The sequence below is a fragment of the Aquabacterium sp. genome, assembly GCF_048860245.1.
GTDB lineage: Bacteria > Pseudomonadota > Gammaproteobacteria > Burkholderiales > Burkholderiaceae_C > Aquabacterium.
The window spans coordinates 1-19,439 of record NZ_JBLIZW010000024.1; the positions used below are offsets into that span (position 1 = coordinate 1).

General features: G+C 64.1%; 16 protein-coding genes. 11 read left to right on the forward strand and 5 right to left on the reverse strand.

Going from position 1 to position 19,439, the window contains the following annotated elements:
• From ACMV18_RS02300 to ACMV18_RS02315, 4 genes are all read left to right on the forward strand, one after another.
• The coding region (locus ACMV18_RS02300) for a redoxin domain-containing protein (RefSeq protein WP_420816528.1) at nucleotides 1-304 on the forward strand (304 nt) is incomplete at its 5' end.
• A 176-nt stretch (nucleotides 305-480) separates the two neighbouring features.
• The gene (ahpF, locus tag ACMV18_RS02305; protein WP_420816529.1) at nucleotides 481-2,037 is read left to right on the forward strand and encodes an alkyl hydroperoxide reductase subunit F; all 1,557 of its coding nucleotides are present in this window, start codon (nucleotides 481-483) and stop codon (nucleotides 2,035-2,037) included.
• 195 nt (nucleotides 2,038-2,232) lie between these two features.
• Nucleotides 2,233-3,102, forward strand: coding sequence for a phosphate/phosphite/phosphonate ABC transporter substrate-binding protein (locus ACMV18_RS02310; RefSeq protein ID WP_420816530.1), 870 nt, complete (start codon nucleotides 2,233-2,235; stop codon nucleotides 3,100-3,102).
• A 13-nt stretch (nucleotides 3,103-3,115) separates the two neighbouring features.
• Complete coding sequence (locus ACMV18_RS02315; RefSeq protein WP_420816531.1) at nucleotides 3,116-4,996, forward strand: sensor histidine kinase; 1,881 nt, start codon at nucleotides 3,116-3,118, stop codon at nucleotides 4,994-4,996.
• Here the strand turns inward: ACMV18_RS02315 and ACMV18_RS02320 are convergent.
• Nucleotides 4,961-7,936: an EAL domain-containing protein gene (locus tag ACMV18_RS02320; RefSeq protein ID WP_420816532.1), complete on the reverse strand. Its 2,976-nt coding sequence runs from the start codon at nucleotides 7,934-7,936 to the stop codon at nucleotides 4,961-4,963. The genes ACMV18_RS02315 and ACMV18_RS02320 overlap by 36 nt on opposite strands.
• Nucleotides 7,937-8,095: 159 nt before the next feature.
• On the opposite strand from ACMV18_RS02320, the gene yegQ reads away from it, so the two are divergent.
• From yegQ to ACMV18_RS02340, 4 genes are all read left to right on the forward strand, one after another.
• Nucleotides 8,096-9,469 (forward strand): tRNA 5-hydroxyuridine modification protein YegQ, encoded by a 1,374-nt coding sequence (yegQ, locus tag ACMV18_RS02325; RefSeq protein ID WP_420816533.1) that lies wholly within the window; start codon nucleotides 8,096-8,098, stop codon nucleotides 9,467-9,469.
• Nucleotides 9,470-9,585: 116 nt separating this feature from the next.
• Nucleotides 9,586-10,431: a ProQ/FINO family protein gene (locus tag ACMV18_RS02330; protein ID WP_420816534.1), complete on the forward strand. Its 846-nt coding sequence runs from the start codon at nucleotides 9,586-9,588 to the stop codon at nucleotides 10,429-10,431.
• A gap of 11 nt (nucleotides 10,432-10,442) precedes the next feature.
• The gene (locus ACMV18_RS02335; RefSeq protein WP_420816535.1) at nucleotides 10,443-11,753 is read left to right on the forward strand and encodes a class I SAM-dependent methyltransferase; all 1,311 of its coding nucleotides are present in this window, start codon (nucleotides 10,443-10,445) and stop codon (nucleotides 11,751-11,753) included.
• A gap of 5 nt (nucleotides 11,754-11,758) precedes the next feature.
• A complete protein-coding gene (locus tag ACMV18_RS02340) occupies nucleotides 11,759-12,265 on the forward strand; it encodes an SET domain-containing protein (protein WP_420816536.1) in 507 nt (168 codons plus the stop codon).
• Nucleotides 12,266-12,280: 15 nt separating this feature from the next.
• Here ACMV18_RS02340 and ACMV18_RS02345 read toward each other — a convergent pair whose 3' ends face one another.
• The 3 genes from ACMV18_RS02345 to ACMV18_RS02355 all read right to left on the reverse strand — a co-directional run bounded on the left by ACMV18_RS02345 (nucleotide 12,281) and on the right by ACMV18_RS02355 (nucleotide 13,504).
• The gene (locus tag ACMV18_RS02345) at nucleotides 12,281-12,544 is read right to left on the reverse strand and encodes a hypothetical protein (RefSeq protein WP_420816537.1); all 264 of its coding nucleotides are present in this window, start codon (nucleotides 12,542-12,544) and stop codon (nucleotides 12,281-12,283) included.
• Nucleotides 12,545-12,619: 75 nt separating this feature from the next.
• On the reverse strand, nucleotides 12,620-13,075 hold the full coding sequence (locus ACMV18_RS02350; RefSeq protein WP_420816538.1) for a hypothetical protein: 456 nt from the start codon (nucleotides 13,073-13,075) through the stop codon (nucleotides 12,620-12,622).
• A 216-nt stretch (nucleotides 13,076-13,291) separates the two neighbouring features.
• Complete coding sequence (locus tag ACMV18_RS02355; RefSeq protein ID WP_374258248.1) at nucleotides 13,292-13,504, reverse strand: hypothetical protein; 213 nt, start codon at nucleotides 13,502-13,504, stop codon at nucleotides 13,292-13,294.
• An 844-nt stretch (nucleotides 13,505-14,348) separates the two neighbouring features.
• Here ACMV18_RS02355 and priA point away from each other — a divergent pair.
• A complete protein-coding gene (gene priA, locus ACMV18_RS02360; RefSeq protein ID WP_420816539.1) occupies nucleotides 14,349-16,520 on the forward strand; it encodes a replication restart helicase PriA in 2,172 nt (723 codons plus the stop codon).
• Nucleotides 16,521-16,541: 21 nt separating this feature from the next.
• On the opposite strand, the gene ACMV18_RS02365 is transcribed toward priA, so the two are convergent.
• Nucleotides 16,542-17,369, reverse strand: a complete 828-nt coding sequence (locus tag ACMV18_RS02365; protein WP_420816540.1) for an HDOD domain-containing protein — start codon at nucleotides 17,367-17,369, stop codon at nucleotides 16,542-16,544.
• A 199-nt stretch (nucleotides 17,370-17,568) separates the two neighbouring features.
• Here ACMV18_RS02365 and ACMV18_RS02370 point away from each other — a divergent pair, with 199 nt between their 5' ends.
• A complete protein-coding gene (locus ACMV18_RS02370; RefSeq protein WP_420816541.1) occupies nucleotides 17,569-18,285 on the forward strand; it encodes a hypothetical protein in 717 nt (238 codons plus the stop codon).
• A 41-nt stretch (nucleotides 18,286-18,326) separates the two neighbouring features.
• Nucleotides 18,327-19,277: an alpha/beta hydrolase gene (locus ACMV18_RS02375; RefSeq protein WP_420816542.1), complete on the forward strand. Its 951-nt coding sequence runs from the start codon at nucleotides 18,327-18,329 to the stop codon at nucleotides 19,275-19,277.
• Nucleotides 19,278-19,439 lie beyond the last annotated feature (162 nt).

Genomic DNA, 19,439 nt, shown 5'->3' on the forward strand with positions numbered 1-19,439 from the left:
CGCTGTCGGCAAGGCCAAGTTCCCCCTGATCGGTGACCCCACCCACAAGCTGACCCGCGCTTTCGACGTGCACATCGAAGAAGAAGGCCTGGCACTGCGTGGCACCTTCATCATCAACCCCGAAGGCGTCATCAAGACCGCTGAAATCCACTCCAACGAGATCGCTCGTGACGTGTCGGAAACCCTGCGCAAGCTGAAGGCTGCCCAGTTCACCGCCGCCAACCCCGGTCAAGTCTGCCCCGCCAAGTGGAAGGAAGGCGCTGCTGCCCTGACGCCTTCCCTGGATCTGGTCGGCAAGATCTAAATCCAAACCTGGTTTGACCTGTGTTGAGGCAGCCCCTCACCACACTGTTGAAACTGTCTACCGCGCGGGCCCACAAGGCCTGCCGGTGGATGACACTGGCCGCCTCATCGCGCTGATACCCAGAGGAGGCCGGTTCTCGAAGTCACTTTTCTCTCATTATTAAAAGGATGCCCACCATGCTGGACGATACCCTCAAGGCTCAACTTGGCGCTTACTTGGAGCGCGTGCAACAACCCTTCGAGATCGTGGCATCCCTGAGTGACTCCGAGAGCTCGCGCGACATGCTCGATCTGCTGCAGACCCTCCAGGGTCTGCGCGCCGACAAGATCACCCTGAAGACCGACGGCCACGACGCCCGCAAGCCATCGTTCACCCTGCGCCGCGAAGGCTCCGACACCGCCCTGCGCTTTGCCGGCCTGCCCCTGGGCCACGAATTCACCTCGCTGGTGCTGGCTCTGCTGTGGACCGGCGGTCACCCGCCCAAGGTCGAGGCCGAAACCATTGACGCGATCAAGGCGCTCGACGGCAACTTCGACTTCGAAGTCTTCATGTCCCTGAGCTGCCACAACTGCCCGGACGTGGTGCAGGCCCTGTCGCTCATGGCCATCCTCAACCCCAAGATCAAGACCACCGTCATCGAAGGCGGTACCTTCCAGGAAGAGGTCACGCGCCGCGAAATCATGGCCGTGCCCATGGTCTTCCTCAATGGGCAGATGTTTGCCTCGGGCAAGATGACGGTCGAAGAGATCGTGGCCAAGCTCGACACCAATTCGGCGGCCAAGGAAGCCGCCAAGATCGACGCCAAGGACGCGTTTGACGTGCTTGTCATCGGTGGTGGCCCGGCCGGCGCGGCCGCTGCGGTGTACGCCGCTCGCAAGGGCATCCGTACCGGGGTGGCAGCCGAGCGCTTTGGCGGTCAGGTCAACGACACCATGTCCATCGAGAACTACATCTCGGTGCTCGAAACCGACGGCCCGAAGCTGGCCGCCGCCCTGGAAGCCCACACCCGTGCCTACGATGTGGACATCATGAACCTGCAGCGCGCCGAGTCCCTGATCCCGGCCGAGCAGCCCGGCGGCCTCATCCAGGTCAAGATGGCCAATGGCGGCACCTTGAAGGCCAAGACGGTGATCCTGTCGACCGGCGCCCGCTGGCGCAATGTGAATGTGCCCGGCGAAGCCGAGTACAAGAACAAGGGCGTGGCGTACTGCCCGCACTGCGACGGCCCGCTGTTCAAGGGCAAGCGCACGGCCGTGATCGGTGGGGGCAACTCCGGTGTGGAAGCGGCCATTGACCTGGCGGGCATCGTGCAACACGTCACCCTCATCGAGTTCGCCGACCAGCTCAAGGCCGATGCCGTGCTGGTCAACAAGCTCAAGAGCCTGCCCAACGTCACCATTCACACCAACGCCCAGACCACCGAGATCACCGGGGCAGACGGCAAGGTCAACGGCCTGAAGTACAAGGACCGCTCGACCGGTGAAGAGCACCTGGTGCCGCTGGAGGGCGTGTTCGTGCAGATCGGCCTGGTGCCCAACACCGAGTTCCTGCGCGGCACGGTTGAATTGAGCAAGTTTGGCGAGATCATCATCGATGCCAAGGGCCACACCAATGTGCCCGGCGTGTTCGCGGCGGGTGACTGCACCACGGTGCCGTACAAGCAGATCATCATTGCCGCCGGCGCGGGTGCCACGGCCGCCTTGAGCGCCTTTGATCACCTGATCCGCGCCTGATCGGGCCAGGTCACCCAGACTGCCTCGATCGGGGGCGGTGAAGCGGGCCACGTGTCGAGAGACCGTGGCCTTTTTGCTGGCCCGTGTGAATTTGTAACTTATGCACGAGTTGCCAACCCGATTAACGTGATCTGGATCAGAGTGGGGGCGGACCTACCGAAAATGGGACATCCACTCAGATCTGGAGGATCGGTGATGGCAAACGAACAGTCTCTGAGAGCCGTGAAGACGCTCGGGCGTCGGGGGTGGCTGGGCTTGTGCGCGATGTGGCTCATGGGAAGTGCCTTGGCGGGTCCCATTGCCGAGCGCGTGTGGCCTTCGTACACCGTGGGGGTGGTGCCGCAGTTTCCGGCGACCGACATCCAGCGGGTGTGGGGTCCCATTCTGGAGCGGGTCGGGCAGGCCGCCAAGGTGCAGCTCAACCTCAAGTTCTACAAAGACATCCCCACCTTTGAGGCTGATTTTCAGGCGGGTGGGGCAGACTTTGTTTACCTCAACCCCTATCACCAGTACATGGCCCATCGTGCGCAGGGCTATGTGCCGCTGGTGCGAGACAGCCGCTTGCTCACGGGCATTGTGGTGGTGCGCAAGGACGATCCCATCCGCAAGATGGCCGATTTGCGAGGGCAAAGCGTGGCGTACCCCGCACCCAATGCCTTTGGGGCGTCCCTGCTGATCCGCTCGCACCTGGCCGAGGTCGAGCATGTGGAGACGAATGCGGTGTATGTCCGCACGCACACCAACGCCTACCGCTACACCTTGACGGGCAAGACGGCCGCCAGTGGGGGCGTGCGGGCGACGCTGGACCGTGAGCCCCCCGAGGTGCAGGCAGCCTTGCGCGTCCTGTTCGAGACGCCGGGCGCTGCGCCCCATCCCTTGAGTGCCCATCCCCGCGTCCCCGAGGGCACGCGCAAGGCCGTGACCGAAGCCATGCTGCGCCTGTCCAAGGACCCCGCGCTGGCCGAGGCTTTCCACGACATTCCCATGGACCAGCCGGTCCGCGCCGATCAGGTGCGGGACTATCAGCCGCTGGGCAAACTGAAACTGGATCGCTACGTTGAGTAGCCCCTGACACACCATGCGCCTGCCCCGCCTTCTGGCCTGGATCTGGCCACGACGCCTGTCTCGGCAGTTGTGGCTGATCATTTCTTTGCTGCTGGTCATGGCGTTGGGGCTGTTGGGTGGGTACACCGCCCATGAGCAGACCGCGCTGGAGTACCGCGCGGCCCAAGACATGGCCCGAGGCATGGCGCGCCATGTCGCCATCAGCAGCGCAGGCCTGATCCTCACCAACTCTCTGGATGAGCTGGAAGACGTGGTGCGTCGGGCGGCCGACTTCAAATCGGTTCGGGCCTTGCGGGTGCTGCAGCCCAATGGTCGGGTGTTGGTGTGGGCGGAGCATGCGCCGGATCAGTCCATCCGCATGCAGTATTCGTCTTCGCAGCCCTCGCTCTTGAACCTGCCTCCCGATGGGGAAGCCGTGGTGCAAGAGGATGGGGCGCACGCATTGTTGGTGGTCTGGCATCCGGTCAAGGCGGGTTCGACGGTGGGGTGGGTGCGTGTGGACTACGACATCGCTGACCTGACCGAGTCCCGGGCGCGCATCTGGCGCAACACCGCGGTGGTGGCCGCCATGGCCGTGGCGGGCGCCATGTTGCTGCTGTGGCTGTTCTTGTGGCGCCCCGTTCATGACCTGGCGCGCGCCCGCCATTTCGCCGTCAAGATGGTGAACGGTCATGGCGAACAACTTCCCGAGGGCGACGGCCCCATGGAAGTCATGGAGCTGACCCGTGCCTTGAACCAGGCGTCCCAGATCATCAGTCGCCAGATGCATCAGCTCGATGACAACCTCAAGCAGATGACGGCGCACCAGCAACAACTGGCCATTCAAAACGATCAGCTGGGGGCCATCTTCACCCTCAGCCGCGATGGCCTGCTCACAGTGGGGCGCGACGGCATGGTGCAGTTCGTCAACCACGCCTTCATGGCCCTCTGTCAGATCGCCCCGGATGAGGTGATTGGCCGATCGCTGACGGATGTGGCCGCCCGGATCAAGGCGCAGGCGCGTGATCCTGAGGCTTTCAAAGGCCTGCAGTCCGACGAGAGCTGGACGCTGCAGCTCAACGGACCGGTGACCAGGGTCTTGAGCTTTCATGCGCAGACGTCAGACAGTGCCAGTGTGGCGCGCGTCATCTATGTGTGTGATGTGACGCGCCAGCATCAGCTCGATCAGATGAAATCGGATTTCCTGTCGATGGCCGCGCACGAGTTGCGCACGCCGATGGTGTCCCTGTATGGCTTCACGGAGCTCATGCTCAAGCGTGAGATGGGCCCCGAGAAGCGGCACGAGTTGCTGTCCATCATGTACCGGCAGAGCCAGGCGATGGTGACCATCCTCAATGAACTGCTGGACCTGGCCCGCATCGAAAGCCGGCAAGGGCAGGAGCTGCAACTCAGTGATGCCGAACTGGGGGACCTCGTGGCACAGACGGTCCATGCGTTCAAGCCGCCCGATGGACGCCCCCTGCCGATCGTGGCCGCGCCGGATCGGCCCATGCACATTCAAGTCGATGTCGGCAAGTTGCAGCAGGCCCTGCTCAACGTCCTGTCGAATGCCTACAAGTATTCGCCCGCAGGCGGCGAGGTGCACATCGGCTTTGCGGTGTCACGCTCCAGCCGTGGGCAAAGCTGGTGGGGCGTCGAGATCCGAGATCAGGGCATGGGCCTGTCGCCGGAAAACCTGGCGCGCATGGGTGAGCGGTTTTTCCGTGTGGACAAGTCCGGCAACATCCCGGGCACCGGGCTGGGGGTGGCCATCGTCAAAGAACTGATGGCGCTGATGGGCGGGCGCATGCACATCGACAGCGAGCTGGGCGTGGGCACCGCCGTGACCTTGTGGTTGCCCTCGCCTGTCAAGGATGCGTCAGGCGAGGGTGCAGACGGAAGTCAGCCCGCTTGATTCATGCGTCATGTGCACTTTGAGTTGCGCGAGCAGGCGGTCGCGTAGCGTGCGCAACTCGGGGATGCGCTGCAAGGCCCCTTCAACTTCGCCCCGGGCTTTCATGTCGCACAGCTGTTCGGCCAGTCGATGGATGCGCTCGTGCGATTGCAAGATGGGCTCCCAAGGGGCCACGGCGTCGCTGGCATTGACTTCACTTTGCAGCCAGGTGCCAAAGCAGCACTGCTGCGCGTGCAGTTGCGGGGCCTGATCCCGGGCGCCCTGCAGGTACTGCTCCACGCCTTCGACCCAGGTCCGGTGGTTCAGCGCGGCCACCATCAACGGGGCATCGGCCGGGTGGAACAGCGGCAGGTCGCGCCAGGTGCTGGCAGGACGCCAGGACTGCACCCATTGCGGCAGCTTGTCCGCGGGCATGGGGCGCGCGATGCCATAGCCTTGTGCCAGGTCGCAACCCAGGTACAACAGCATCTCACCGTGCTCCAGGGTTTCAACCCCTTCGGCAATGACCTGACGGCGGAAGGCCTTGGACAGGCCCAGCACGCCTTCCAGAATGGCCAGGTCATCCGGATCGTCCAGCATGTCGCGCACAAAGCTCTGATCAATTTTGAGCAAAGCCACGGGCAGTCGCTTCAGATAGGTCAATGACGAGTAACCGGATCCAAAATCGTCCAGCGCGAAGCTCACGCCCATGTCACGGCAGGTCTGAATCACCTGTGACACGCGGGCCAGATCACCCAACGCACTGGTTTCCAGCACCTCCATCTCCAGGTCGCCATGCTGGGTGTCCGGGTGCAGGGAGAGCAAGTAGCGCAGGCGCTCCGCAAAATCGGGATGCTGCAGTTGTCGGGCCCCCAGGTTCACGCTCACAGGGATGCGCAGTCCTTGCGCTCGCCAGGTGTCCATTTGCGTGAGGGCGGTGTTGATCACCCATTCGCCCACCTCAATGGCCAGCGGGTGGTTTTCGATGACGGGCAGGAACACCCCGGGCGGCAAGAGCCCTCTCTCCGGATGTCGCCAGCGGATCAAGGCTTCGGCACCGACGACATCGCCGGTCCGCATGTTCACCTTGGGTTGGTAGAACAGGACGAATTCTTCTCGGGCCAGGGCGTGGCGAATGGCGGCCAGGCTTTCGTGGTGACCCCGCACATTGCGATCCTGATCCGCATCGAAATAGTGGAAGCGGTTCTTGCCCGCCAGTTTGGCCTGGTACATGGCCTGGTCGGCCTGCCGCAACAGCTGATCGGCATCCACCTCGTCGTTTTGCGGGTAGATGGTGACCCCCACGCTGGCGGTGACCTGCAGCGATTGGCCGCCGACCTCAATGGGTTGAGAGGCGCCATTCATCAGACGCTGCAACAGCGGGATCGTGCCCAAGCCATCCGACAGGTCGGGCAGCACGGCCACAAACTCATCGCCCCCCAGGCGCGCCAGGGTGTCGCTTTCCCGCAGGGTGTGGCGCATGCGGTCGGCCAGCGTCATCAGCAACTGGTCGCCCACCTCGTGGCCATACTGGTCATTGACGTCCTTGAAACCGTCCAGGTCCATGTACACCACGGCGAGCCGGCTCTCACGGCGGCGCGCATGGCCCATGGCCTGTTGCAGGCGGTCTGCCAGCAACACGCGGTTGGGCAAGCCGGTCAACGCATCGTGATGGGCGTTGAATTCAAGCTGGCTTTCGTGCTCCTTCAGCGCGGTGATGTCGGCAAACAAGGCCACGTACTGACGGATCTTGCCTTGTTCGTCCCGGACCGCGCTGATGGTCTTCATTTCGGCGTAATGCTCGCCGTTCTTGCGGCGGTTCCAGACCTCGCCTTGCCAGTGCCCTTTGGTCAGCAGGTCGTCCCACATCTGCCTGTAGAACTCGGGGTCCTGCCGGCCCGATTTCAGGATGCGCGGGTTGTAGCCCAGCACCTCTTCGCGGGTGTAGCCCGTGATGCGGGTGAACGCCTCGTTGACGTCGATGATCTGCGCGTGCTCGTCCGTGATCAGGATGCCTTCGCGAGCGTGCGTGAACACGCTGGCAGCCAGATGCAGGCGCTCGTCAGCCAAGCGCCGCTGAATGGCCAGACTGGCCAGGTGTGTGACCTGATCGATCAGGCGGATTTCGTCGGCGCTGGGGGTGTGGATTTGCCGGTCATACACGCCGAAGGTGCCCAGCAAGGTGCCGTCGGCCGAAATGATGGGCACGGACCAACACGCGGCCAGGCCTGCTCGCTCCACCAATTCACGGTACGGCGCCCAGTTGGGATGGTTGAGCATGTCGGGCACGATGACCCGCTGCCGCAAAAAGGCAGCCGCACCACAGGAGCCCACGTTCGGGCCGATGTGCACCCCGTCGATGGCTTCGCAGTAAAACGCCGGCAGGCTGGGTGAGGCGCCCTGTGCCAGTGACAGGGTGTTCAGATCGATCAGGTGGATGCTGCACAGCATCCGAGGTTCCAGCGATTCCACGCCTTTGGCCACCGCCTCCAGCAGCGCGTGCAGGGGGTGATTGCTCGCCAGCATTTCCAGAATGCGGCTGCGGAACTGTTCGAACTGTTCCGCCCTTTTGCGGGGGGTGATGTCCTGAATGGCGCCAGCCATGCGGGCCGCGCGTCCTTGATCGTCGTGCGACGTCACCATGCCGCGGATCTGGACCCAGTGTTCGCGCCCGTGGGGATCGCGCAGGCGGTACTCCACCTGGATGGCCGAGTCATCGCCCTTGAGGTGGCGGATCAGGGCTTGCCGCACACGCTCGCGGTCGCCAGGGTGCACGCGTGCCACCCATTCATCGAAACTCACCGACGCTCTGCCCTGGCCGTAGCCCAGTCTGTCGACGACGGCGCCCCATGTCTGGTGAGTGCCGGTGGCGAGATCCCATTCCCAAATCCCATCGCTGGTGTTTTCAGCGATGTGCTTCCAGTGGATGTCAGCCAGAGGGGCTGGAAAGAGATCAGGCATGCCGAAGATTTTGCCCCACTTGGCCCGGATCTGATATGAGCTAAGTCCAAGACGGGTGCGACTTAAGTCCCGTCTCCCCTTAAACGTGCAGTGTTGCAGGCGAGAACTTGCCCCTTCGCGTGACAGGTGCACGGTGGAGCATGGACAATACCGCCCACCATGAGTGCCCTGTCTACCGAACTCCTTTTGCCCGCCGGCTCGCTCGAAAAGATGCGTGCCGCCTACGATTTTGGCGCCGATGCGGTCTACGCCGGTCAGCCGCGCTATTCCCTGCGTGCGCGCAACAACGAGTTCCGGCTGGAGCAACTCCAGCAAGGCATTCAGGAAGCCCACCAGCGCGGCAAGAAGCTGTACGTCACCAGCAACCTGATCGCGCACAACGACAAGATCCGCACCTACCTGCGCGACATCGAGCCCATCATCGAGATGAAGCCCGACGGCATCATCATGGCCGACCCCGGCCTGATCATGATGGTGCGTGAAAAGTGGCCCGAGGTGCCCATTCACCTGTCCGTGCAGGCCAACACCACCAACTTCGCCACCGTGAAGTTCTGGCAGAAGCTGGGCGTGCAGCGCATCATCCTGTCGCGCGAACTCAGCCTCGACGAGATCGAGAAGATCCGCCAGGAATGCCCGGACATGGAGTTGGAAGTCTTCGTGCACGGCGCGCTGTGCATCGCCTACTCGGGCCGGTGCCTGCTGTCGGGCTACTTCAACCGCCGTGACCCCAATCAGGGCACTTGCACCAACGCCTGCCGATGGGAGTACAACACCTACCAGGGCAAGCAGTCGGCCGACACGGGCGAGGTCATCCCCATCAAGCTCGAAGGCGACTTCAACTTCGCCAAAGAGCAGGAAGACGCCGAAAAGGCCTTCTCTGCCTGTGGCGACGGGCAGCGTCATCCCGCCGCCGATCAGGTCTACCTGATCGAAGAAGCCGGCCGCCCTGGCGAACTCATGCCCATCATGGAAGATGAGCACGGCACTTACATCATGAACTCGAAGGACCTGCGCGCCGTCGAGCACGTGGAGCGTCTGGTCAAGATCGGCATCAACTCCCTCAAGGTTGAAGGCCGCACCAAGTCGCTGTACTACGTTGCCCGTGTGGCGCAGGTGTACCGCCGCGCCATCGACGACGCGGTCGCCGGCCGGCCGTTCAACCGTGATCTGTTGCTGCAACTCGAAGGCATGGCCAACCGGGGCTACACCGGCGGTTTGCTGGAGCGCCGTCCGGCCCAGGACTATCAGAACTACATTGCCGGGCACTCGCAGTTCCAGCGCAGCCAGTTCGTGGGCGAGGTCAAGTCCATCGAGGACGGCTGGGCCGAGGTCGAGGTCAAGAACCGCTTCCAGGTGGGCGACACCCTGGAAGTCATCTACCCGGGTGGCAACGAGCTGATGAAGCTCGACACCCTGCGCAGCCTCGACAACCAGCCCATCGAGGTGGCGCCGGGCAGCCCGCTGCACGTGCGGCTGCCCCTGGACGAGCGTTACCGCGGTGCCCTGCTGGCGCGCATGATCCAGACTGCCTGATCTGGCAGAAGGACCGGATGACGGCCAGTCCGTCCGGTCCGTCACGGTCTCAGGCTGGCTGAAAAACCCCGAACAGGCGACAATCGGGGTTTTCGTCTTTTTGCTGCATTCGATCCATGTCTTCGACTCCTTCGGTCCCGGCCACCCCCGCTGATGATCAGGCTGCTGCTGTGGCAGCTGATGCCGCTGTGACCCCCATGCCCGCCGATACGGCGGCTCCCGCTGCCGAGGCGGGTTCGGATGCCCAAGCCTCCTATGCCGCCACGGCGGCCGATTTGGCCGAGCGCTTTCCGGCGCTGTTTGCCAAAGGCCAGGCCAAGCCGCTGAAGCTGCGCATCCAGGTGGACATTCAAGAGCGCGCCCCGGGCGTCTTCACCAAGCAGGCCCTGTCGGCCTTCTTCCGCCGCTACACCCACACCACCGCCTACCTGACGGCCGTGTCGCAAGCCACCGAGCGCTTTGACCTGGATGGTCAGCCCGCCGGCGAGCTGAGCGAAGAACACCGCAACCTGGCCACCGAAGAGCTGGCGCGCCGCCGCGCCATCGTCAAGGCCCGTCGCGAAGAAGCCTTCCAGGCGCAACGTGAGGCCCAGCGCGAAGCCCGCAAGCAAGAGCGTGCCGCCCACCAGCAAGACCGCGAAGCGCAGCAAGAACGCCGTGCCCGCGCCCAACTGCTGCGCGACTTCGACACCACCCGTCTGACCACGGCCAACTTCTGCGCGCTCAAGGGCATTGACCCGGCCCAGTTGGAGACCGTGCTGGCGCAAGCCCGTGAAGAGGCCAAGCAAGACGCGCTGCGTCCGCGTCCGGAAGGTCGTCGCGATCACCGTGATGCACCGCGTGGCGAGCGCCGTGGTGGTCCGCGTGCCGACGGTGCCCCGCGCGAAGGCCGTGGCCCCCGCCGTGAGGGCGGTCGTCCTGCCGGTGGCGGGGCCCGCCCCCCACGCAAGCCTCAGGCTTGATCGGTGCTGCCATGGCTGCGGACCGCGATCTGACCGAGTTCAACGCGCCGCACCTGGCGCGCTTTGCAGACCTGCTGAGCCAGGCGCACGACCAAGGCCGCAGGTCCAGGCTGCTGCTGGTGGCCTATCAAGGCGGTGTGGCCGAGCTGGATGCCGCCGGGCAAGTGCTGCAACGGGTGCTGGTGCGCCCGGTCACCTTGCGTGACGCGCCCCACCTCAGCTTCTTGCTGCGCTACCCCACCAAGGACATCACCAAGAATCTGCCCGTGGCCGAGGGCCTGGCACAAATCGGGACCTGGCTGGCGGCGGGTGCGTTCCGTAACGCGCACCTGCACACCCCGACCGAGGAAGTGCAACTGGCCTTCAGCAAAAAGGGCAAAGCCAGCGTGCGGGTGGGCAAGCCCTCCAATGCCGAGGCCCAAGCGGCCGACGTGGCGCCGCAGGGCACCGCTGCCGCCGTGTCGGCGCCGGCGGCCCTCGCCAGTGGACACAACCGCGACAAGCACCGTTTTCTGGATGCATCGCGCCCCTTCCTGCACGAACTGGGCGTGACCGATGCCAAGGGCCAGGTCTTGCCCACCATGTCGCGCAAGTGGAAGCAGATCAACAAGTTCATCGAGGTGTTTGCCGCCGCGCTGGCGCGTTCGCCGTTGAGCGCGCCCCCGCGCGACCAGCAACCCATCCACGTGGTGGACTTTGGCTCGGGCAAGGGCTACCTGACCTTTGCCATCCACGACTGGTTGCGCCACACCCAGCACCGTGATGCCCGCGTCACCGGGGTGGAGTTGCGCCAAGACTTGGTGCAGTTGTGCCAGAAGGTGATTGACACCCTGCACCTGGAAGGCATGGACTACGAGCAGGGCGATGTGCGGCACTACCACCCCGCGGCGCTCAATGTGATGATCGCGCTGCACGCCTGCGACGTGGCCACCGACTACGCCATCCACCTCGGGATTCGGGCGGGCGCCGAGATCATCATGTGCTCGCCGTGCTGCCACAAGCAGATTCGTCCGCAACTGCTCAGCCCGCATCCGCTGCGGCCCATCCTGCAGCACGGCATCCACCTGGGTCAGGAAGCCGAAATGCTGACCGACGGTTTGCGTGCCCTGCTGCTGGATGCTGCCGGCTACGACACGCAGGTCTTCGAGTTCATCTCGCTGGAGCACACCAACAAGAACAAGATGATCCTGGCCGTCAAGCGCGCCCAGCCGACCCCGTCGGAAGAGGTGGTGCGCCAGATCCAGGACATCAAGGCCTTCTACGGCATCCAGGAGCAATGCCTGGAGCAATTGCTCAAGGCCGATGGGCTCTTGCCCGCCTGATCGCCATGCCCAGCCTGCATCCCTTGACACCGAGCGCACCCGCCGCGCCGCCTGAACCGGCGCCCGCTGCCTTGCACGCCACCGGCATCCCGGCCGATCCGCAAAAGTTCAAGGTGCGTGTGGGCCCCAGCGCCATCGATGGGCAAGGCGCCTTCGCCGATGAGGCCATCCCGGCCCGCCGCAAGATTGGCGAGATGCGCGGCGAGTTTGTCGACATGCGCGAAGCCCGGCAGCGCGCACGAGAGGCTGAGCGCAGCACGGGCCGTATCTTCATGGTGGCGATCTCGGACAAGCGCGCGGTGGATGCCACGCACTCGACGGATCCCCTGCGCTTTGCCAACCACTCCTGCCAGCCCAATATGGTGCTGAAGGTCGAGCAAGGGCGCGTGGCTTTTTATGCCTTGCGTGACATCGCCGAAGGCGAAGAGTTGACCGCCCGCTACGGCGAAACCCACCACGCCGGTCGGCTCACTTGCCGCTGCGGGGCACCGGGTTGCCAAGGGCGTTTGTGAACGCGACCGGGCCGTTCAGGCCCAGGCATCCACATGAGGTTGGTCCAGGTCATCCAGCCCCCCGGGGATGGTGAGCCCCTGCTCGTCGTAGGTGGTCACCACGGGTGCGGGCTCGGTGGGGGGCGATTCGGTCTCGGCCGGTGCCGACTCATCATGCGGCGGGCGGTGAGGCCTGCCCCCTTGGTCCTTGCGCTCGCGCGGGGGGCCTTCCTCCTGCGATCGCACCAGAGGGGATCGCAAGGGCGGTAGCGGTGGCAGTGGGGTCAGCGGATCCGTCAAGGCAGGGCTCCATCGACAGGGCGAGATGCGCGCATGATGACCGCGGACGCGCGCTTTGCCAAGCGCCGCAGCGGTTTACGGGGGGCAATGCAGGTAGGCGTCCAGCACATGGGCCCACATTTCTTGTGGGGTGTGGCTGTGATCCAGGGCGTCGTCTTCGTCGTCCTCACCTTGCAACCGATGCTCAATGGACTGCAGACCGTGTGCCACCATGTAGCTTGGGTAGTAGGTCGGCGGGCCCACTTTGCGCATGCTGCGACACAACTCGGCCAGCTTGGGGCCGGAAGTCAGGGTTTGCAGGTGGGCGCGGAAGTCGTCGGTGAAGCGCGGCGTCACGCTCATCTTCATGGCAGTGATGGCCTGGTGCGCGGACTCGTCCTTGACGCGCAGGGTGTCGTAGTAGCCGTACAGGCTGCCCAGCACGAACATCTTGGCGGCGATGTCATAAAACGGCCGCTGGCGGCCACACACATCGACCGTCAGGTACAGCTGCACCGGGGTGTAGCGGTTTTGGAGGGGGGCACCTGCCATGCACGGCAAGGCCTTTGGCGGCGGCTCTGCGTGGACCCCGCTTGGCGCGCAAAGCGCTGCCAACAAGGCAAGCCACAGACGGGATGAGGGGCGGATGGCTGACTGCATGGGGCCATCATGCGAGCAGGCCGGAAAAAGACAAAGCCTCCCGGGGGGAGGCTTTGATGTGGCTCAGACACGCACCGCAGGCTGCGGCGTGTGTCAGGCTGTGTGCGATCAGCCCAGAGCGGACAGGTCAGCGGCCACAGCTTGCAGCATTTCTTCGGTGATCAGGCCACCGGAGAACTTGGCAACCATCGACAGAGCGAAGCCCTTGCCCATGGCCACTTGAGGGTGGGTGGAGATGCCGGGCATGTGCTTTTCCAGGATGGCCTTGGTCGCTTCGTTGTCCAGCAGGTCGCCGAGTTTGGAGTCGATCGAGAAGCTCATTGTGTGTCTCACAGAAATAAGGTTATGAAGGCGGCTCCCCGCGCACGTCTGCAGGCGACCTGCCAGGGGCACATTGCAAGCATAACCTGTCCTCTGCCTGCTTGACGTATAGGTAAGGATTTTCCTCATCCCTGGAATGTGGTGTCAGCGCACTTATCCCCATCTTGGGGCGAGTGTCCGACTGGCCTTGTCGTCTTGGTGCGACGACCGCTCTGATCCAGTGTTTTCGTCATAAGTATTTGATTTTCAAAGATATTTATGCGTCGCCCAAATTTGATGCAAGGGCATGCACTGTGGAGGGCGTGCTGCGAAGTCGAACGCTATGCCAGCGTTTCCCACAAAGTTATCCACAGGCTGTTGGCAACTTTCGGGGTATTCAAAATCAAGGACTTGGCGCAACTTGGTCGAGTACTACTTTGCCCCCCTTCGGCAAGTGGGGATCGCCGTGCGACAGCTTTCAAGATGTGCAAAGTCTTGCAAATGGATGACAGATGCAGTCAGATTCAGGGCAACTAGGGAAAACCCTCTGGCGCACCGTAACGGGGGGTAACTTATCCCCACATCCGGCGGAGCGAGGCCCGGAAATGGTGCTTGGGTGCACCAAACGGTGAAAATCCAGCAAATTCGTGCTAAGTCATTGATTTGTATGGGATAACAATGCGTGCTGCTTTCTGCAGCAAAATGACATAAGTGCCGGTCTGACAAGCATTTAGCGCGCGTTTGCAAAGCTTTCCCACAAAGTTATCCACAGCCTGCGTGGATAAGCGATGCGCCCGTTTTAAATCAAGCACTTGCTGGTACCCCTTCATGTGCCTGTCAGAATCCGGGGGACAAGTACCCGCAGATGTCCGATTCTTTTTCTTCCTCCCATCCCCATCGCATCGGTGTGGTGGTCGAGGCACCGCAGCACAGTGGGCTGTGGGGTGCCTTGGACTACCTGAGCGATCATCCCTTGCCGCCTGGCACGCTGGTGCGTGTGCCGCTGGGGCGCCGCATGGTGACCGGGGTGGTGTGGCTCGGACACGATGAGGTGGCCCCGGAGCCCGACTGGCCGCTGGATCAGTTGAAGCCGGTGGCCGAGGTGCTGACGGGCTTGCCCCCGCTGCCGGCGCACTGGCGGCAGGTGGTGAAGTTTGCGGCGGCCTACTATCAACGCAGTGTGGGCGAAATGGCCCTGATGGTGTTGCCGCCGGAGTTGCGCCAACTCGACGCCACCCAATGGGCTCGGCGCATCAAGCGGCTTGATCAATGGGTGAACCCCGTGGCTGCCAAGCCCAAGCGGCGCAAGGCAGCGATGGCCGAGGCGGTGGCGGTGCCTCAACCCGCAGTCACCTTGCCGGAGGCGCCGTCGCTGCCGGCCCTCACGGCGCAGCAAGGCGACGCCCTCCGTGCCTTGGCCGATGGCGGGGCGCAAGCCTATCTGCTGTGGGGCAGCACGGGCAGCGGCAAGACCGAGGTGTACCTGCGGCAAGCCCAGCGTGCGCTCGATGCCGGTCAGCAGGTGCTGATGATGGTGCCCGAGATCAACCTCACGCCGCAACTCGAAGCCCGTGTCGCCGAGCGTTTTGCCGGGCGCCGCATCGTTTCGCTGCACAGTGGCCTGACGCCGGCCCAGCGTTTGCGCAACTGGTTGCTGGCGCACACCGGCCATGCCGATCTGATCCTGGGCACCCGCTTGTCGGTGTTCACGCCCCTGCCCCGCCTGGGCCTGATCGTGGTCGATGAAGAACACGACCCCAGCTACAAGCAGCAAGACGGCGCGCGCTACTCGGCCCGTGATCTGGCGGTGTACCGCGCACGGCTGGAACAGGTTCCGGTGATCCTGGGGTCGGCCACGCCGTCGCTCGAAAGCTGGTTCAACGCCATGCCGGCGGCCGAGGGCGGTGCGGGCCGCTATGTGCGCCTGGCGATGCCGGCCCGCATCGGCGACGGCAGCATGCCGCGCGTGCGCCTGCTGGACCTGTCGCGTGCGCCCAAGCCACCCAGGGGGCAAGAGCCCCCGCCGCTGGACAAGGCCTTGCTGGACGCCATCCAGCAGCGCATCGAGCGCGGCGAGCAAAGCCTCATCCTGCTCAACCGCCGTGGCTATGCGCCGGTGCTGCATTGCAGTGACTGTGGCTGGAAAAGCGGCTGCCCGCATTGCAGCGCCTGGCGGGTGTTCCACAAGGTGGATCGCACCTTGCGTTGCCACCATTGCGGTTTCACCGAACGGGTGCCCCGCGCGTGCCCCGATTGCGGCAACCAGGACATTGCGCCGGTGGGGCGCGGCACCGAGCGTCTGGAAGAACAACTGGCCGAGATCCTGCCCGGGGCCCGCATTGGCCGCATCGATGCCGATGTGACCAAGCACAAGGGGGCGCTGGAAGAGCGCCTGGCCGATGTGCATGCGGGCGAAGTGGATGTGCTGGTGGGCACACAGATGGTGGCCAAGGGGCACGACTTCCGGCGCATCACGCTGGTGGCGGCCATCAACCCGGATGCGGCCTTGTTTGCCAGTGACTTCCGCGCGGCCGAGCGGCAGTTTGCGCTGCTGATGCAGGCTGCCGGCCGGGCCGGCCGTGACGCCGAGGTGGCGGCGCACAGCGAAATGTGGATCCAGACCTGGCACCCCACGCACCCGCTGTACCAGACCTTGTTGCGCTACGACTATGCCGACTTTGCCTCGCAGCAGTTGAAAGAGCGCGCCATGGCGGGCATGCCGCCTTACGCCAGCCTGGCCATGCTGCGCGCCGAGGGCAAGACGCAAGAAGCGGCACAAGGCTTTCTCGAAGCCGCCGCACAAGCCATGCAGGAGCGTGCGCAGGCGTGCGGGGTGACCTTGTACCCGGCGGTGCCCACGCCCATCCAGCGGGTGGCCAATGTGGAGCGGGCGCAGTTGATGATCGAGTCTGCCCAACGCGCGCCGTTGCAGCGCTTCTTGTCGGAGGCGCAAGCGATCTGGTTCGAACTGGCGCAAAAAAACCGCCGCAGCGGTTTGATCCGCTGGGCGGTGGATGTGGATCCGCTGTCCATCTGACAGCGGCGCCAGCGCGTGGGATCAGCCGATCAGCGCGTCCAGGCCTTCACACAGCTCCTTCAGGGGCGGCATGTCTTGCAGGATCAGTTCGGGCTTGATGTTCAGGCGGGCGCACACATCGGCGGGGATGGTGGCGGCCAGCTCTTCCGCGCTCAGTTCGTTGTGCTCGGCACGGGCGCGCCAGGTGGCCAGGTGGATGACCGCGGCGGCGGCATCAAAAGGCTGATTGGCCAAAGGCAGCGGGAAGTGGGCAATCGTGTTCACGAAGTCCACCGGGAAGCGCCATTGGCGAGCCAGCGCGGCCCCGACGGTGGCGTAGTTGTAGCCAAAGGTCGAAGCTTCCACGCTCAGGCGGCGCGGGTCCATGGCGGACAGTTGCTTGTCCATGGCCAGCATCTGTTCGGGCATGCCTGCGTGCATCACCAGCTCGCCAATGCCGTGCATCAGGCCCACGGTGAAGGCCTGGTCGGCATTGACGCCGGTCTTGCGGGCCAGCCAGCCGGCCACGGCGGCCGTGTGCATGCTGTAGCGCCAGAAGCGGTTCAGGTCCATGCCGGGCATGGACTTGTAGCCGCCCGTCAGGCCGGAGCTGATGACCAGCGTGCGCACGGTCACAAAGCCCAGCATCGAGATGGCATCGTTGACGGTGCCCACGGTGCGCGACACATGGTAGTAAGCCGAGTTGGCCAGGCGCAGCAGGCGTGCAGACAGCACGGGATCAGCGGCCAGCTTTTTGGCGATGTCATCGATCGACACATCCTGGTCGTTGAAGCTGTCAATCAGCTCGTGCACGATCTTGGGGATGGCGGGAAGGGCCTGGGGTTGTTTGAACAGGGCGTCGAGCTGCATAAAGCCAGCCTCCATCTGGATTGAACCGGTTGGTCTGCGTACCTGCTCACCAGAGGAAAACTTTTTCCACTTTGTGGCAGATTGTTGATCTATCGGCCCGCTTGGGCATGGACTTGAGCATCTCTCACGCAATATTTTTCGTCCAATGGAAAAGAGGGTGCGATTCCCCTGTTTCCATGTCAAATAAGGAGTGCTTCTGATGCAGATCATCCCTAATGCAACGCCTACCCTGCGTCGCAGGGTGCTGTGGGGGCTGCTGGCGGGCCTGAGTGGCACGGCGTGGGCCGAGGAGCGCGATGCGCGGCTCCCCCTGCGCAACCTGCTGGTGGAGTGGCGCGTGCAGGGGCAAGGCCAGACGCGCCAGACTCAGGGTGGCATTCAGACCGGTCGCATCGTGGTGGACAGTCGCCGCGGGGTGATCACCGAAGCGTCGGGCAACTGGTCGACCGTGCAGACCGACGGGCAGTCCCAGTCGGTCCAGCAACTGCAGGTGCTCAACGGGGGGCGGGCACGATTGTTTGTGGGCGAAAGCAAACCCTATCTGAACTGGCAATGGTCCATGGCACCGCAGTCGCAAGGGGGCACCTTGCAGGCACCGGGTGCGGTGCAGGTCTGGGCCCAGACGGTGTGGCTGGATGTGGGGCGCGGCATCACCGTGCGCCCGAGCTGGCCGGGCGGGCGCGCGCCCGTGACGTTCGAACTGGAGGCCCAGGTCAGTCAGCAACAGCCTTATGAGCCCGATGGCCAGGTGCGTCGCAACGAGGTGCTGAGCACGGTGGCCATCCCTCTGGGAGAATGGGCTGTGGTGGCGCGCAGTGGGGTGCGCCAGCAGCAGCGCAGTGCGGGGAGCTTGTCGACCCGCGATCTGGATGACCACCAGTCTGAACAGCTGGAGATTCGCATCACGGCGCCCTGAGCGGCGTGCGGGTGCGCGTTTGAACGAATGGATGCCTCGCGATGGCGGACGACCAACCTGACCTGCCTTTTTCCAAGCTGACACGGGCCCTGATGGCCAATGTGCGTCGGGCGGGCTTTCCGCCGCTGTACCAGCAAACGGTGGCGCAAGCCCGTCAGGCTTACGCCGCGGGTGTCGGGGCCATGGGACTGCCGCCGGTAGAGTTGCCGCGGGTGGAGTCTTTCACCATTCCCGGGCCGGCGGGTGACATCCCTGCTCGCTTGTGGGCCAACTCGCACGAACATGACCTGCCGGTGCTGCTGTACCTGCATGGCGGCGGTTTTGTGGTCGGTGGCATCCACACCTGTGATGCGATGTGCCGCCAGGTGGCCCGCCTCAGCGGTGCGGCGGTGCTGGCCATTGATTACCGTCTGGCGCCCGAACACAAATTCCCTGCGGGCCTGGAAGACTGCGTGGCCACCCTGCGCTGGCTGGTGGAACAGGGCCACACCCGTCATCTGGATGCCAGCCGCCTGGCTGTGGGCGGTGACAGTGCCGGTGGCACGCTGGCGGCCACGCTGGCGCTGATGGCTCGCGATGCCCACATACCGTTGAAGCTGCAGGCCTTGTTCTACCCGTCGGTGCAGGTGGGCGTGGCCACGGACTCGTTCAAGACCTACGCCAGCCACACCCTGCTCAGTGCCGAGCTGATGAAGTGGTTCGAGGCCCACGCTCATGGCGGGACGGCTGCCGAGCGCTGGCACCGTGAACCTTTGCTGGCGCCAGACCACCGCGGGGTGGCCCCGGCCTGGATCGGGCTGGCCCAGTGCGATCCGCTCACCGACGATGGCTACCAGTACGCCGACAAACTGCGTGCGGCAGGTGTGCCGGTGACCGTGCAAGTCTGGCCCGGCGTCATCCACGATTTCATCAACATGGGCCGGCTGCTGCCCGAAGCCACACAGGCCTATGAGGCCCTGGCGTCAGCCTTGAGGGACGCCTTCGGGCGCTGACGTTTCTTTCCACTTTTCTTTGATGGCCACCCGAGTTCGACACCAAATGCTGTAAGTGGTTGATTTGACTAGGTTGACCTAGTCAGCGTGCCACTACAGGAGGGATAACTGGAGTTCGTTGCTGAGCTTTTTGACCTTCAAGGCGGCCATGGTGGCGGCCTG

Bases quoted from the DNA above. Each gene is read 5' to 3' on its own strand.
- ACMV18_RS02375 (WP_420816542.1), top strand. From the start codon at position 18,327: ATGGCGGACGACCAACCTGACCTGCCTTTTTCCAAGCTGACACGGGCC.
- ACMV18_RS02355 (WP_374258248.1), bottom strand. From the start codon at position 13,504: ATGAGCTTCTCGATCGACTCCAAACTCGGCGACCTGCTGGACAACGAA.
- ACMV18_RS02330 (WP_420816534.1), top strand. From the start codon at position 9,586: ATGTCTTCGACTCCTTCGGTCCCGGCCACCCCCGCTGATGATCAGGCT.
- yegQ (WP_420816533.1), top strand. From the start codon at position 8,096: ATGAGTGCCCTGTCTACCGAACTCCTTTTGCCCGCCGGCTCGCTCGAA.
- ACMV18_RS02320 (WP_420816532.1), bottom strand. From the start codon at position 7,936: ATGCCTGATCTCTTTCCAGCCCCTCTGGCTGACATCCACTGGAAGCAC.
- ACMV18_RS02335 (WP_420816535.1), top strand. From the start codon at position 10,443: ATGGCTGCGGACCGCGATCTGACCGAGTTCAACGCGCCGCACCTGGCG.
- ACMV18_RS02310 (WP_420816530.1), top strand. From the start codon at position 2,233: ATGGCAAACGAACAGTCTCTGAGAGCCGTGAAGACGCTCGGGCGTCGG.
- ACMV18_RS02340 (WP_420816536.1), top strand. From the start codon at position 11,759: ATGCCCAGCCTGCATCCCTTGACACCGAGCGCACCCGCCGCGCCGCCT.
- ACMV18_RS02365 (WP_420816540.1), bottom strand. From the start codon at position 17,369: ATGCAGCTCGACGCCCTGTTCAAACAACCCCAGGCCCTTCCCGCCATC.
- priA (WP_420816539.1), top strand. From the start codon at position 14,349: ATGTCCGATTCTTTTTCTTCCTCCCATCCCCATCGCATCGGTGTGGTG.
- ACMV18_RS02370 (WP_420816541.1), top strand. From the start codon at position 17,569: ATGCAGATCATCCCTAATGCAACGCCTACCCTGCGTCGCAGGGTGCTG.
- ACMV18_RS02350 (WP_420816538.1), bottom strand. From the start codon at position 13,075: ATGGCAGGTGCCCCCCTCCAAAACCGCTACACCCCGGTGCAGCTGTAC.
- ACMV18_RS02315 (WP_420816531.1), top strand. From the start codon at position 3,116: ATGCGCCTGCCCCGCCTTCTGGCCTGGATCTGGCCACGACGCCTGTCT.
- ahpF (WP_420816529.1), top strand. From the start codon at position 481: ATGCTGGACGATACCCTCAAGGCTCAACTTGGCGCTTACTTGGAGCGC.